Below are 13,605 nucleotides of genomic sequence, written 5' to 3'. Positions count from 1 at the left end.
TATGGGTTTGCTGGTCAAAGAAAAAGACTAGATTAGTGTGTGGCTTTTTGTTTCACATTTGATTAACTAAAAAAAAGCTCCCGGTGAGGGAGCTAAAAGCGATATAAGATAGTTGGGTTAGGAGGGTATCTTATATCTAGGGTAAGAACCTTTAACGTTCAAGGTCTATGACTAATCCATCAGGCTAACCTGTTTAATTCTTTAGTGACTTGTTTGCATGAAGTCGAAAGGAATGACGGTTTCGATTTCATCGCTGAGTAATTTTAGTTGTGGATGATTCTGATGAATCGATTGCACAACGGGTTTTATATTCCTTTCTTTGACATCAATCAGTAATAAGTATTTGCCTTCTTCTACAAGTCTATAATATTTTCGTAGCTTGTAGTTTTTACTTTCAAGGCCCAGTAGACCACCTAACCAGGTTCCAAAACCACTGAATAGTATGGTAGTGGCAACAAAGCCGAAGGTGCTGTATAAGCCATTAAGTGCTTGAGTGTTATACAGTATCGTCGCGACAATTAAACCAATTAGGGTTCCGCCTATAAATCCCTTAAAGCTGCCGTTCAGTACATTGGTTTTGTACCAGAAGTTTGCGGTGTTTAACCCACGGCGAAGTACTTTGCCTTGTTTTTTAGCGATAACATGCAGATCGCTGTCTTGAATACCGTGTGCCTTTAAATCCTCATAGGTGGCTTGTACATGTTTGAGCTTGTCTGACTCATAAAGTAAACGACTCATAATGTAACTCCTGTAACACGAATTTGTTATTAATCTATCAGGCCGCATGTGAAAAATATGTAAATATTACGCCTCTCTGGACAATTATTAATTGTCAGACCGGATAATCTGGCTAGAATGTCTTTTTAGTCGGATGACTATGACTGTAGATATAAAAAGAATGTTAAGTATTGGGGGGATTTATGGAGTATAACTTTAAAAACGATAGTAAAGATGCCGATGAGGTAAGGTTCAGTGAGGATGTAGGGCCTGAACTTGAAGAGTGTAAGATTAAAATCAGGCGGGGCTTTTGGACTACTGTTGTGGTTGCAGTATTAACCTTAATCATGACTATTGTCGCTCATTATGAGAATGGCCTGCTTGCCATACTTGATTCAGCACTTTTTTATGATGTTGTGGCTTTTGCGCTTTTAGCAACTGGCATTTACCATAAAAGTCGCGTGAGTGCTCTACTAATGCTTGGCTATTATGTGATAGCTAAAATTCTTTACTTTAGCCAAGCTGGAAAGGTGTCTGGAATACTTATTGTACTGATTATAACGGTTCTTTTGGCTCAAGCTACGTTAGCTGCTTTTAAGTATCACCGCTTACGAAAACAACAGAATCCAGAGTATAAAGCGACCAGCAAACTAACCTGGTGGTTGGCCACACCGTTCCATGTCGTTCTAGGTTTTCTGATAGGAGTTGTTCTGCTCATGGAGGCGGGCATTTGGGTTCCTACATCGTTGATGAGTGAAGATACTCTTTCCATATCTCATGTCGAAACTTTACGTGATAGCAACATCATTCATAGTGATGAAAAAGTTGAGTTATTTTTCTCAGAAGGTCTTACTTCTATACTGGAAGGCGGTAATGTTGTCACTGATTCACGCGTTATCAGTTATGAGACTCTGGATGGTGAGCTGTATATTTATTCTGCACCATTTTCTGAAGTGTCTTTTGTTGGCATTGAAGAAAAAGGAACCGCTTTTAGCTACAGCCAAATCTATGTTGAAACATATGATGGCGACAGTTTTTATTTATTGGCGCCACATGAACAGAAAGAAGATGAGAGCTTTGTGAATACTATCAAGACTAAAGCTGATTTGGCTCAAGCTGGATCTTGATTCTATCAAGGCTTCACCACTCTATGGTGGAGCCGTCCCAGGCAAAGAACTTGCCGTTATCTTCTAGAAACAGGTTATCGATAATCTGAAACATTTTGCGTGCCGAGTACTCGGCTGAAAATAGCTTTTCAGGCTTGACGTTTTGTTGAAAGGGCTTTGAGAGCTTGGTGTCTGTTGTGCCGGGGTGGAGTGCAATGACCGCGGTGTTTTTATTGCGTCGTGCTACTTCAATCGATAATGTTTTGATGATTTGATTGAGAGCGGCTTTGCTGGCGCGATAACTGTACCAGCCACCCAGTCGGTTATCACTGATGCTTCCCACCCGTGCCGACAGGCTAGCCAATATGGCGGGTTGTGCGTCAGATTGTTTTAATAATTTTATGAAGTGCTTTGCAATTAAGGCTGTCGTTGAGGCATTGACTGTCATCACCTCAATGAAGTTATTAAGGTCAAAATCCTCCATTTTTTTCTCTGGTTGCAGTTCTTTCGAGTCGTGCAATATGCCTATGGCATTAATAATAAGGTCTGTATGACCGTACTGGTCGGTCACATGCCGGGAAAAGCGCCGCAGCTGCTCTTCATCAAGAGTATTAAGCTGAACCTTGACCAAACCGTTATCCAGTGCCTTAATAGCGGGAAATTGGTCATCATCAGATGCACTGCTTTGAGCACGGGAACAAGCAAACACCACCGCATAGCGTTCGAGAGCTTGTTTGACAAACTCTTGTCCGATGCCACCACTGGCGCCAAATACAATCGCGATACTCATGTGGTTATTATTGCTGACAGCCGTGAACGCAAAGTGAAAGCTAATCAGGGGAAATAAATCGTTTATGCAAAGCATCACTATTCAAAAGGTAACACCGTCAGACTTGCCTGAAGTTGCAGAGTTAGCAGCTATTATCTGGCGTGAACATTACACGCCGATCATCGGCTCCGAGCAGGTTGAGTATATGCTTGAGAAGTTCCAGTCGGTTCCTGCCATGGCTAAACAGATATCAGAGGGTGTTTCATATTATTGTATCGTGCTTGATGGTGGCTTGGTTGGCTATCTGTCCTTTTACCTTAAAGAGGATGCTCTATTTTTAAGTAAAATCTATGTGTCTTCTCAGCTAAGAGGGCAGGGGATTGGACGCCAGGCGATGCAATTTATCATTGAGCAAGCACAATTGCAGGGGCTGCCGAAAGTGCAACTGACCGTTAACAAATACAATTCTGGCAGTATCGCTGCCTATCAGCGAATGGGCTTTGTAACGGTTGAAGAGCTGGTAATGGATATAGGCGGTGGCTTTGTTATGGATGATTATCTGATGCAACTATTTGTGGAGAATCATGAATAAATATTAGAAGGAGCATTTCTTTTCAAGTAAGATGAGGACTGCTTAAATAAGAGGGAAGCACTATGACAATTTTAATCCGTTCGATTTTTGTTTTATTTTTAGCGTTGGGTTTAGCAGCTTGTAGTAGCGAGCCAACGTTTGATGCCACTAATGATCAAACCATGGAAGCCTCTATGGAGGAAATGACGAAAGACATGACCGAAGAAGAGAAAATGGAATTGGGCCAAGCAGTTATGAGCATTGCAATGCAGGTTGGTTTTAGCTCTATGGGCGATGAAGAAAAAATTGAGAAAGAACTTAAAGAAAAGCTTCATGGCAAGACAGCAGAAGAAATTATTGAACAGGCTAAAGACACTAAGTAATTAGTTTTAAGAGTCTTGAAACCCGGCTCAGGCCGGGTTTTTTATTGCCTAACCTTTGTATATTAGCCACCCTAATTGACTTTTATCAGGGTTAATGCAAAAAAGACTTGATTCGGTAATAAGAATTGTTATCATTTGCATCCTCATTCAAAGGTTTTGCAATAATCATGAAACAATCAGTCATTTCTATTGCTGTTTTAGCAGCATTATCGAGTGTATTTCTACCGGGGAAAGTAGACGCAGCGGAAGAAAGTACTTCTGAGCAGTCGACTGTCAACGAAGACGCTGAAGTCCTGACTATTATGGCCACTCGCGCGCCATTGCCGGCAAGTTCCGTGCCAGCTACCATCACAGTCATTGACGGTGAAGAAATCCGTCTGCAGTTGTCTGTAGCGAATTCTCTATCGGACATTCTGGGTAATCTTGTTCCTTCGTTCAGTCCTTCGCGCCAAAAATTAACCAGCTCTGGCGAAACCTTACGCGGCCGCAAGCCTTTGTATCTCATCGATGGAGTTCCTCAGTCTAATCCACTACGAGATGGTGCGCGTGCTGCCAATACCATTGATCCATTGATGATTGAACGGGTGGAGGTTATCCACGGTGCCAGCGCTATCCAAGGTATGGGCGCCAGCGGCGGTATTATTAATATTGTGACTAAATCAGCCAGCGGTACATCGAGTGAAGTCAATGCTGGCTTCTCAGCGCAACCGACCGGTACATCTGATGGAATGAGCTATCATGCTGGTTATTTGTGGAGCCATGGTACAGATGATTATGAAATCATGCTGGGTGGTCATTTGCGCGAATCTGGCCTGTATTTCGATGGTAATGGCACTGCCATTGGTGTGGATACCACTCAAGGCGACACTATGGATTCATCAAGCCAGGATTTTTTTGGTAAGTTTGTTTATCGCATGAATGATGAGCAAGAAATTCGAGTGATGTTGAACCATTATCAGTTAGCGTCAAATGGCGACTATATTACGATTACTGGCGATCGTGCAGCGGGTATTCCGGCTATTTCCAGGCGTGGTGTATTAGAAGGTGATCCTGCGGAGAATGAAATTACTACTGCTAGCGTAGAATTACGGGATAGCGATTTCCTAGGTGGGGCGTTGAATTGGCAACTGTTCTCGCAGGATTTTTCTGCACTTTACGGCGGCGGTCGATTTGCTACTTTTCAGGATCCAGCTTACGGCACCGACATCTTCGATCAATCGCGCAACGACTCTAACAAACTGGGTTCGCGTATAACCATTAACTGGCAAAAAATTGCTGATATGCCTGTGGACATGACGGCAGGTGTTGATTTTCTGGAAGATACGACTTTTCAAGAGTTAGCGCAAACAGGACGCAAATGGGTTCCTGAAACCAGTTTCGAGAACTGGGCTCCTTATGTTCAGGCACGCTATATGCACAATGGTTTAACTTTAAGTGCTGGCTTGCGTTATGAGTACGGTAATTTAAAAGTTGATGATTTTACTACCCTGTATTCTTATAACAGTAGTTTTGTTGAAGGTGGCAGTCCGTCTTTTAATGAGCTCTTAACTAACTTTGGTGCCGTCTATAACTTCAACTCTGAGTGGCGCGGTTTTATCAGCGTTTCTGAAGCCTTCAGCATGCCTGATGTTGGTCGTGTTTTGCGCGCTATTGATCAGCCCGACCAGCAAGTGGAAAGCTTTTTAAACTTGCAGCCGGTGGTCACTGATAATAATGAGATTGGTGTTGAGTATCGCGATGACGCCTTGTCTGTGTCAGCCAGTTACTTTGAATCCAATTCTGATTTAGGTGCGAGATTATCACCTAATTCAGATGGTATTTTTATTGTTAACCGTGAAAAGACCGAGATTTCAGGTTTTGAGCTGGATACACGTTATGCAGTCAATAACGACACGACGTTTGGTTTGATGTATGCCGATACCGAAGGTGATTTTGATAGCGATGATGATGGCCAGGTAGATACACCATTAGGTGGCAGCAACATGACGCCGCGTCGTTTGAATCTTTACTGGACTCAATATTGGAGTGGTGACATCAATACCCGTTTACAGTGGAACCAGTTGTTTGACCGCAATATTTACTCAGGTGCACAAGCTATCAATAACTTTGAAGGTTATGACACATTCGATTTCACCATGAATATTGCCACGCAAAATATTGGTGAGTTTACTATCGGTGTTGAGAACTTGCTGGATGAGTATTACTTTACCTACTACGCACAAACCGCGGGTAACGATGCGCGTAACTTTACCGGTCGCGGTCGCACGATAAGCGTGAATTGGCGCAACCAGTGGTAATAGTCTCAGTGGTAACCGTCTCAATGGTAAGTGTCTTAATGGTAAGTGTCTTAATGGTAATCCATAAAGTAAGCAGCGATTCGCTAAAGCGTAACCGATAACCATTATGCGATTTAGACGAATCATTACCATCCTACACAAATGGCTGGGCCTTGTGCTCAGCCTTTGGCTTTTATTGATTGCCTTAACCGGGAGTTTGCTGCTTTTTAAAACGGAGCTGTTGCAGCTAACCTACTCGCCATTGAACTTGTCTGTTATTCCTTCTCAGGAACAGGCGGCCAGAGTTTTTGATCAGCATTCTGCCAACTATGCTTTCCTGCCTTCTGAATATCATCCGTGGATAGAAACCGTTGACGGCCATGGCACTCATCATTATTACTCAGCCGAAGGTGAGCTACTGCTTTCGCGTCCCGCTATGTCCGACTGGATCGAGTGGATGGTTGAATTTCATCATCATCTACTCCTGCATGAATTGGGCGAGGAACTTCAGGGAATTTTTGGGATAGGCTGTCTGTTGCTGATTTTTTCTGGACTCATAAAGTGGTGGCCGCGCAAGCAGTGGAGCAAGAAAGACTTTTCGGTTCGCTTGTCAAAGCCTGGTCAGAAGCAGTGGGGGCAGACTCTGTGGCAGTCCCATCGAACAATTGGCGTGATATTATTTGTGCCCATTGTCATTGCTGTGGCAACTGGCACTGCCATGATGTATAGCGGAGCTGTTGGTTTAACGCTGAAAACATTGTTTCCGCAGGAAGGGCAGCAAAGGTCTGCCATTACGGTACCGAAGCTCAATAGCTCTAGCTGGCAAGAGCGTTTTGCAGCAGCGCGGCAGGTGATGCCTGACGCGCAACCGAAGCTTATCTCCTGGGCTTCTAATAGCATGAGAATGGCGCAGCCAGAGGAATGGCATAAGAATGGTAGAACGCGGATCGCATTTGATCCCGATACTCATCAAATTACCGAGTGGACCAATGTTCGTGAACAAACTCTCGGTTATCGACTGGCGCAAAAAGTGTATCCGCTTCATATTGCTAATATTGGGGGGAATACCTATTTAACGCTGATTTTCCTCAGTGGATTGGCTTTGATTGTGCTATCGGCCACCGGTGTCTGGTTTTGGGGATGGTGCAGGCAAAAGCGTAAGGTCAGAAATTAGAGTGGTGTTGAGAAGTCATATTGCTGATTTGATGGGTTACGGCTATTGCCTAACCCATCCTATACCCGGTGCTACCTTCAATCGAGTATTTATCAGTTACGACTTCTTGACATAGGCTGCAATGATAACAATTCTTTGCCCGTTAACGCGTCCTTCAATATGCAGAGGGTTGTCGCTTAAGGAAATGCCGCGTACTGCGGTGCCTCTTTTGGCGGTAAAGCCTCCGCCTTTAACGTCTAAGTCTTTAATTAAAACCACATTATCACCAGCTTGTAATGGCGTGCCATTGCTGTCCAATGTGGGTTCGCGCGAGTCATCGGCCAGGGTCATTTCAGCCCATTCGCGTGTCTCATCTTCCATGTACATCATATCCAGCTGATCCTGTGCCCAGGTTTCGCCCATGCTGGCCAGCTTTTTGAGCATTCTCCAGGACACGACCTGAACGGCTGGAACCTGACTCCACATCGAGTCGTTCAGGCAGCGCCAATGGTTCACATCAATTGATTCGGGAGTTTCGAGCTGACTGGCGCAAGTTGCACAAACTAAAATGCATTTGTCTGAGTTTGCTTCTGCTGGGGGGACTTCATAAACAGATAGGTTGTCGCTAGAGCCGCATAATTCACATTGATTATTGGCGCGCTCAGTTAGGGTATTAAGAATGCTCATGGCAATGGCTCCCTGAAAAAGGCGCTATTATGCCTCTTTCAGGGGGGAATTGGAACGCAGTGCTTAATTGATGGCGTTAATGCATACGTTCCATAATGTGCATTGGGATGGTGGTTTCGACCTCATCACTTACCAGCTTGAGACTTGGGTGATAATGTAGCACGGCTTTAATGTGCTTTGCCTCAGCCGCACTCAAGTCAATCAGCAGAAGATACTCACCTTCATCAACAAAGTGGAAGAAGTCTTTTAAAGCATGATTCTTGGTTTGTAGACCGATAAAGCCACCTAACCATGTTCCAAAAGCAGTGAATATTATTAGCGTGAAGAGGATTCCAACAAAGCCATAGTAACCACTAAAGACTTCAGATGCCGCGAACAATAAGCTGGCGAGAATACCGGCCGCCAAGCCATAACGAACACCTTGACTCCAGCCATTCAATATATCGGTTTTGTACCAGGTATTGGCAGCATTTAAACCACGCCTGAGTAGGCGTCCATCTTGCTTGGCTATGACATGCAGGTGGGCATCTTCGACGCCTGCGTCGCGGAGATCCTTGTAGGTGTTTTCAATTTCTGCGAGATTGTCGCAGCGGTAGAGTAAGCGTGACATAAAAACCTCCTTATCGAGTCTTACCTGAAGACATTTTAACACGCTTGCTGTATGAAAAGTGTACAGCCGTGCGCATTGCCGACATTATTCTCTGCTTATTTTTTATGAGTGAGCCGGGGGCACAGGCTGTAAAGCTACGCTTGCAACCTTTGTCATAGAACAGCCATTGATGAGTAACCCATTGTTTTTATTGTTGTTTACCCATTTTTACCCTATATAAAGCTGGTTATTTTCTGTTGAGGTGCTTACATTGTAGGTTGAAAAGTAAAACAAATGATTGGAGTCTCCCAGATTATGAAAAAATTATGCTTTGCTATGACAAGCCTAGCCTTATTTTCACCTTTAAAAGCTCATGAATTGCCGATTGATGCCTTAAATACACAAACCAATGTGGCTGTGGCCACGAGTTTCAACTTTAGTGAAGCCCAGCTCAATCATCAGTACTCAAATTACGCCCAGTTTTTTGATTACAAAGCTTGGCTGGTATACAAAAAAGGTGCCGAATTGGAGGAGAGCTGTGAAATACAAAGTGAAAGGTTAGCGCAGCAAAAGACTTGTGGCCAGGTTGACCATTTTTATCAGGCTGCAATGATTGGCACTAATACCTGTAATGCTTATGCTTCGTTGCATGCCAGTCAATACCCACAAGGGTTGTTACCTCGTTTTACTGCACCTGCCAGTTTTGTGAATAATCTAGAGGCGGCTGATGGCCATCATGAAAATTATGACTTTACCCAGGGCCTGAGCTTTGACTGTGTTTATGAAATCTATGAGGCAGAGCCGGTAAAAGTTCGTAGCAGCTTCTAAAATTTAGCTTTGCTCCATAGACCGGGCTTTAATAAGAGACATAACCTGTTCAAGTTTATCCTCTAGTAAGGCTCGGTCAGTTGGAAGCAGGTCGCATTCTGCCAAGACGTAGTGGCTGGTTTTGACCACGTTTCGCCAGCGTGGATTTTGCGGTATTTTCTGAATATTAAGGTACTTATCCAGTGAACGTGTTCTTAATCGTCCTTCATCAATGGATACGCGCCAGATACGGCTTTTTTCCGCGAGTTCAATTCGATCCAGCTGAGTTGCTTTTTCCCACAAATTAACGGTTTCTATCAGCAGCTCTACCAAGGACTGTCTGAACTGCTCATCGGTGCGAGCTTCTGCATCTGAGCCTTCTTCGATTGTCCTCCTTTCTTCTGTGCTATCTTTATCTTGTAGTGCTTCTGATTCCAGTAGTAGCAATTTTTCTTTGTGCGATTTAATGGAAGCCAGTAATGCCTGCTTTTCTTTACGCTTGCGGTAGCCAAGAAAAATTAACAGAAAAGCTAGCACTAATAGAATGATTAAAGAACCGAGGATCAGATTAGAAAGGGAGCGGATTCGATTACTCTGCTTTTCATTAGCCAGTTGTTCGGTGACCAGTTGCCGCTCCAGTTGCTCCTTGGCAATTTGCTGGATGATTAACTGATGATCTGTTTGGTATTGCGCCTGCAATTCCTGTTCTTTGTATTGATAATATTTATTCAGGTGATCGAAGGCTTTTTCATATTGACCCTGCTGCTCGAAGATAGTGTACAACAGCTGATAAGAGTTACTTAGCACTCGCGGTTCACTATGTGCTTTGGTATGGCTTATAGCAGTATTGGCTAGCGATATGGCTTGCTCATAGTTCTCCTCTAAGTAGCTGATATAGGCTTCAATGTAGTAAATTTCATCAAGGTAGTTTGAGTCATCTCCGGCGAATTTTCGTGCTTCAGCTATAAATTTGCGCGCTTCGGTGCTTTGCTTTTGATTGGTATGGACCAGAGCAAGGTTTTTGAGAGCCCTTACTTTTTCATTGTCTGAAAGCTTGGTTGAGAAAGTGGCAATAATTTTGTCTATGTATTGGTTTTGTTTTTCATTGTTACCGCTGAGGGCATACACCACTGCAAGATCTTCGTAGAGGTGGGAAATATTCGACATGACGCGAACATCAAAGTCATCAAGCTGAGTGTAATCCAAATAGGTTTGTAGTGCCTGTTCGTAATAGTTGATCGACTGTTCGATATCCCCCATATCTTTATTCAACAAGCCAAGATTATTAAGTGTGGTGCCGACATAATAGAGATTGCCAATCAATTCCTTATGTTTAAGGCTTTCTTTGTAATAGAGAAGAGCACTTTTATATTTGAGAAGTTTGTGATGAATAAGTCCTAAATCATTACTGCTTTTAGCTAGCCATTCGATGTTCTGTTCTCGCTGTGCAATGGTGTTAGCCTGCTCTAATTTTATTTTTGCCTGTTCGTAATCCTCTTGATGTAAGAGCCTGAGGCCGACCATTCGATACCAGCGATATTGGGTTTCAGTGTTGCTCAGAAAGAATTCACTTTGCTTAATTTTGGCTAAATAGTAATCAGCATCACCGTAATGGCCTTGTTGCGAGTACAAATCGGCTAATTCAAGCCAGAGCTGTGTCGTTACTGCAGAGTTTTTACCTTCCTGAGCTTCCAACGATTGCAAGCAGATGCTGAGAGCCTCGGTGTGTGGACGTGACTTGATGGCGTCCTGGCATTGGTAAAGCGGCGCTGAATCCTTCGCCAGACCAGTGCTGGATATGGCCAGGAACAGAAAAAGTACCCCAATTCGCATAGTGTTTTATTTTTTTGGCTGATGATCGCAAAGCATAGCATATCAATAGCTTAACTGAGTATTAACAGAATGTAGCTGGGCAGCAAGCGGGGATAAATTGAGCTCAACCATTTAATTTGTTGAGATTTGTTACATATTAGCGGTTGGCGTGCCTTGCCTATTAGTTGCAGAGTCCGTATAAACGATGAGTTATGTAGGATTTTGGCGTGCTTGTTTACAGGTGCGCATTGGGGAAAAGTGAATATTAAGTCACTATTTTTTAAGCAAAGTAGCATCAAGGTAATAATTGATTAAGGTATATATGATGAAGAAACTAACCGTAGCCGCAGCCGTAATGTCTGCGTTCATTGCAGCAGGGTGTTCGAACGACAGTTCGGAAAAACAAAGCCCTGCTGATTCGGAAAAAGCTCAGTCTATAGAGTCAGTAGATGGGGCTAACGGTACGGATACCCAGAATAATGCCACCGCGGCGAATCCATTTTTTGAAGCGTGGGATACGCCTTACGGCATGCCACCCTTTGAGCAAATCAAAGATGAACACTTCAAACCTGCTTTTGAGCGTGCTATCGCTGAAGTACGTGTGGAAGTGGATGAGATTGCTAATAACTCAGCAGAGCCGACTTTTGAGAATACGATTGAGGCAATGGAATATAATGGCAAGCTGTTAAATAAAGTCACTAATGTTTTTTATAATCTGACGTCTGCTCATACCAACCCAACATTGCAGGCTATTTCGAAGGAGATTGGTCCTCAACTTTCTTCGCTTCGCGATGATGTTAATTTAAACGAGAACTTATTTAAACGCGTATCAGCTATCTATGCTAAGAAAGATGAGCTGGGCTTGCGTCCCGATCAAATGCGCTTACTGGAAGACAGCTATAAAACATTTGTGCGTGGTGGTGCTGAGCTTAACGATGAGCAAAAGCAAAAGTTGCGTGAGTTGAATAAGAAAGAAACTCAGTTGTCATTACAGTTCGCGGAAAATGTTCTGGCTGAAACCAATAACTGGGAGCTGGTGATTGATAAAGAAGAAGATTTGGCCGGTTTACCTCAATGGTTTATTGATGCGTCGGCAAAAACAGCTGAAGAGCGTGGGCATAAAGGAAAATGGGTGATTACGACTCATCGCACAAGTAAAGATCCTTTCCTGGTTAATTCCACCAAGCGCGACCTTCGAGAGAAAGTATATTACGCCTATACTCATCGCGGTGATAACGATAATGAATATGACAACAAGAAAATCGCCATTGAGTTAGCTGCGCTTAGAGCAGAAAAAGCCGATTTGATGGGCTATAAGTCACACGCTGACTTTGTGCTTGAGGAGCGTACTGCTAAGAATGCTGAAAACGTTTCTGAATTGTTAGATAAAGTGTGGCCAGCGGCCATCAAGCAGGCGAAAGCTGAAGTAGCTGCCATGCAGGACGTGATTAATGAAGAAGGCGGAGACTTTACTTTTGCAGCTCATGATTGGCGTCACTATGCGGAGAAAATCCGCAAATCTAAGTATTCGCTCAATGATGCTGAAATTAAGCCTTACTTCTCGTTGGATAGTACTTTAGAAGGTGTTTTCTATACGGCAAACCGCCTATTTGGTATGAACTTCAAAGAGCGCTTCGACTTGCCTAAATATCATGAAGATGTCCGTACTTTCGAAGTGACTGACGAAAAGGGCGAGCTGATTGGTATTTACCTTGCTGACTTCTATGTTCGCGACAGCAAACGTGGTGGTGCTTGGATGAACTCTTATCGCAAGCAGTTTGTAACTGAAGAGGGTGAGTTCGTTAAACCGATTATCGTTAATGTCCTAAACTTTCCTCGTCCAGTCGGTGATGAGCCAACATTATTAACTTTCGACCAGGCGAGTACTTTATTCCATGAGTTTGGTCATGCAACTCACGGTTTGCTTTCTGACGGTGTTTATCCATCACAAACCGGTACCTCTGTACCTCGCGACTTTGTGGAGTTCCCATCACAAGTGCTTGAGAACTGGATGCTGGAACCAGAAGTATTGGGTCAATTTGCTAAGCATTACAAAACTGGTGAAGTTATTCCTCAGGAAATGATTGACAAAATCCAGGCTGCTGCCCAGTTTAACCAGGGTTTTGCAACCACTGAATATATGGCTGCTACTCTGTTGGATTTAGCTTGGCATACTCAGGAAGTCGGCACCGTAGTCAAAGATGCTGATGCGTTTGAGAAGGCGGTTCTCGATGAGGTTGGACTAATCCCTGAGATTGCTCCCCGTTACCGCACAACGTATTTCTCACACATCTTTTCTGGAGGCTATTCAGCGGGTTATTACAGCTATATCTGGTCAGAAATCTTTGGTGCCGATGCTTATCAGGCATTCCGAGAAAACGGTATTTTCGATAAAGAGACGGCTGATAAATTCGTCAAATATATCTTATCGAAGGGTGGTACCGAAGACCCATTGGAGTTGTATAAGAAATTCCGTGGTAAAGAAGCCGATCCAAAGTACTTGCTGAAAAGTCGTGGTTTGATCGATTAAATCAAACGGACTAATCATACAAGTCTCTAAAAGCCACCTTCGGGTGGCTTTTTTGTAGGGCTAGCTTATTGCCCGGCCAAAATTTTCGCTGTCAATATGAGGGAAAAATACAACCAGTTAACACTTTTGAATCAACAGCTTAGCAAGCTTTCACTAACTACTGATCAATGATCGCTTAGCCTCCAACAAAAATGTCATTTATGCT

General features: G+C 43.5%; 12 protein-coding genes. 7 read left to right on the top strand and 5 right to left on the bottom strand.

The window, feature by feature from the left end; genetic code table 11:
* Window positions 1-201: 201 nt before the first annotated feature.
* Complete coding sequence (locus ACYTXU_RS07005; RefSeq protein ID WP_462205899.1) at window positions 202-738, bottom strand: hypothetical protein; 537 nt, start codon at window positions 736-738, stop codon at window positions 202-204.
* Between the two features lie 182 nt (window positions 739-920).
* Between ACYTXU_RS07005 and ACYTXU_RS07000 the strand changes: the two genes are divergently transcribed.
* Window positions 921-1,844, top strand: a complete 924-nt coding sequence (locus ACYTXU_RS07000; protein WP_462205897.1) for a hypothetical protein — start codon at window positions 921-923, stop codon at window positions 1,842-1,844.
* A 13-nt stretch (window positions 1,845-1,857) separates the two neighbouring features.
* Here the strand turns inward: ACYTXU_RS07000 and ACYTXU_RS06995 are convergent, their stop codons facing one another.
* Window positions 1,858-2,613, bottom strand: a complete 756-nt coding sequence (locus tag ACYTXU_RS06995; RefSeq protein WP_462205896.1) for an SDR family NAD(P)-dependent oxidoreductase — start codon at window positions 2,611-2,613, stop codon at window positions 1,858-1,860.
* A gap of 64 nt (window positions 2,614-2,677) precedes the next feature.
* On the opposite strand from ACYTXU_RS06995, the gene ACYTXU_RS06990 reads away from it, so the two are divergent.
* The 4 genes from ACYTXU_RS06990 (at window position 2,678) to ACYTXU_RS06975 (ending at window position 6,996) form a co-directional block, all read left to right on the top strand.
* On the top strand, window positions 2,678-3,184 hold the full coding sequence (locus tag ACYTXU_RS06990) for an N-acetyltransferase family protein (RefSeq protein ID WP_462205895.1): 507 nt from the start codon (window positions 2,678-2,680) through the stop codon (window positions 3,182-3,184).
* A 62-nt stretch (window positions 3,185-3,246) separates the two neighbouring features.
* Window positions 3,247-3,546 carry a DUF6694 family lipoprotein gene (locus tag ACYTXU_RS06985; protein ID WP_462205894.1) on the top strand — a complete coding sequence of 100 codons (300 nt, stop codon included), beginning with the start codon at window positions 3,247-3,249 and terminating at the stop codon, window positions 3,544-3,546.
* Window positions 3,547-3,713: 167 nt separating this feature from the next.
* Window positions 3,714-5,843, top strand: coding sequence for a TonB-dependent receptor (locus tag ACYTXU_RS06980; protein ID WP_462205893.1), 2,130 nt, complete (start codon window positions 3,714-3,716; stop codon window positions 5,841-5,843).
* 106 nt (window positions 5,844-5,949) lie between these two features.
* Window positions 5,950-6,996, top strand: a complete 1,047-nt coding sequence (locus ACYTXU_RS06975) for a PepSY-associated TM helix domain-containing protein (protein WP_462205892.1) — start codon at window positions 5,950-5,952, stop codon at window positions 6,994-6,996.
* A gap of 96 nt (window positions 6,997-7,092) precedes the next feature.
* Here ACYTXU_RS06975 and ACYTXU_RS06970 read toward each other — a convergent pair whose 3' ends face one another.
* Both ACYTXU_RS06970 and ACYTXU_RS06965 read right to left on the bottom strand, forming a co-directional pair.
* The gene (locus ACYTXU_RS06970; protein WP_462205891.1) at window positions 7,093-7,662 is read right to left on the bottom strand and encodes a PhnA domain-containing protein; all 570 of its coding nucleotides are present in this window, start codon (window positions 7,660-7,662) and stop codon (window positions 7,093-7,095) included.
* A 76-nt stretch (window positions 7,663-7,738) separates the two neighbouring features.
* Window positions 7,739-8,272 carry a hypothetical protein gene (locus tag ACYTXU_RS06965; RefSeq protein WP_462205890.1) on the bottom strand — a complete coding sequence of 178 codons (534 nt, stop codon included), beginning with the start codon at window positions 8,270-8,272 and terminating at the stop codon, window positions 7,739-7,741.
* Between the two features lie 294 nt (window positions 8,273-8,566).
* Here ACYTXU_RS06965 and ACYTXU_RS06960 point away from each other — a divergent pair, with 294 nt between their 5' ends.
* A complete protein-coding gene (locus ACYTXU_RS06960) occupies window positions 8,567-9,079 on the top strand; it encodes a hypothetical protein (protein ID WP_462205889.1) in 513 nt (170 codons plus the stop codon).
* Between the two features lie 3 nt (window positions 9,080-9,082).
* Here the strand turns inward: ACYTXU_RS06960 and ACYTXU_RS06955 are convergent, their stop codons facing one another.
* Entirely contained in the window at window positions 9,083-10,891 is a 1,809-nt protein-coding gene (locus ACYTXU_RS06955) for a tetratricopeptide repeat protein (protein WP_462205887.1), read from the bottom strand.
* A gap of 304 nt (window positions 10,892-11,195) precedes the next feature.
* Between ACYTXU_RS06955 and ACYTXU_RS06950 the strand changes: the two genes are divergently transcribed.
* Window positions 11,196-13,400: a M3 family metallopeptidase gene (locus tag ACYTXU_RS06950; protein WP_462209377.1), complete on the top strand. Its 2,205-nt coding sequence runs from the start codon at window positions 11,196-11,198 to the stop codon at window positions 13,398-13,400.
* Window positions 13,401-13,605: the final 205 nt, after the last annotated feature.

The sequence above is a fragment of the Kangiella sp. M94 genome (genome assembly GCF_054926195.1).
This window is presented reverse-complemented; position numbering and strand designations above follow the sequence as displayed.

Coding starts and splice junctions, on each gene's coding strand:
- ACYTXU_RS07005 (WP_462205899.1), bottom strand. CDS start 738: ATGAGTCGTTTACTTTATGAGTCAGACAAGCTCAAACATGTACAAGCC.
- ACYTXU_RS07000 (WP_462205897.1), top strand. CDS start 921: ATGGAGTATAACTTTAAAAACGATAGTAAAGATGCCGATGAGGTAAGG.
- ACYTXU_RS06995 (WP_462205896.1), bottom strand. CDS start 2,613: ATGAGTATCGCGATTGTATTTGGCGCCAGTGGTGGCATCGGACAAGAG.
- ACYTXU_RS06990 (WP_462205895.1), top strand. CDS start 2,678: ATGCAAAGCATCACTATTCAAAAGGTAACACCGTCAGACTTGCCTGAA.
- ACYTXU_RS06985 (WP_462205894.1), top strand. CDS start 3,247: ATGACAATTTTAATCCGTTCGATTTTTGTTTTATTTTTAGCGTTGGGT.
- ACYTXU_RS06980 (WP_462205893.1), top strand. CDS start 3,714: ATGAAACAATCAGTCATTTCTATTGCTGTTTTAGCAGCATTATCGAGT.
- ACYTXU_RS06975 (WP_462205892.1), top strand. CDS start 5,950: ATGCGATTTAGACGAATCATTACCATCCTACACAAATGGCTGGGCCTT.
- ACYTXU_RS06970 (WP_462205891.1), bottom strand. CDS start 7,662: ATGAGCATTCTTAATACCCTAACTGAGCGCGCCAATAATCAATGTGAA.
- ACYTXU_RS06965 (WP_462205890.1), bottom strand. CDS start 8,272: ATGTCACGCTTACTCTACCGCTGCGACAATCTCGCAGAAATTGAAAAC.
- ACYTXU_RS06960 (WP_462205889.1), top strand. CDS start 8,567: ATGAAAAAATTATGCTTTGCTATGACAAGCCTAGCCTTATTTTCACCT.
- ACYTXU_RS06955 (WP_462205887.1), bottom strand. CDS start 10,891: ATGCGAATTGGGGTACTTTTTCTGTTCCTGGCCATATCCAGCACTGGT.
- ACYTXU_RS06950 (WP_462209377.1), top strand. CDS start 11,196: ATGAAGAAACTAACCGTAGCCGCAGCCGTAATGTCTGCGTTCATTGCA.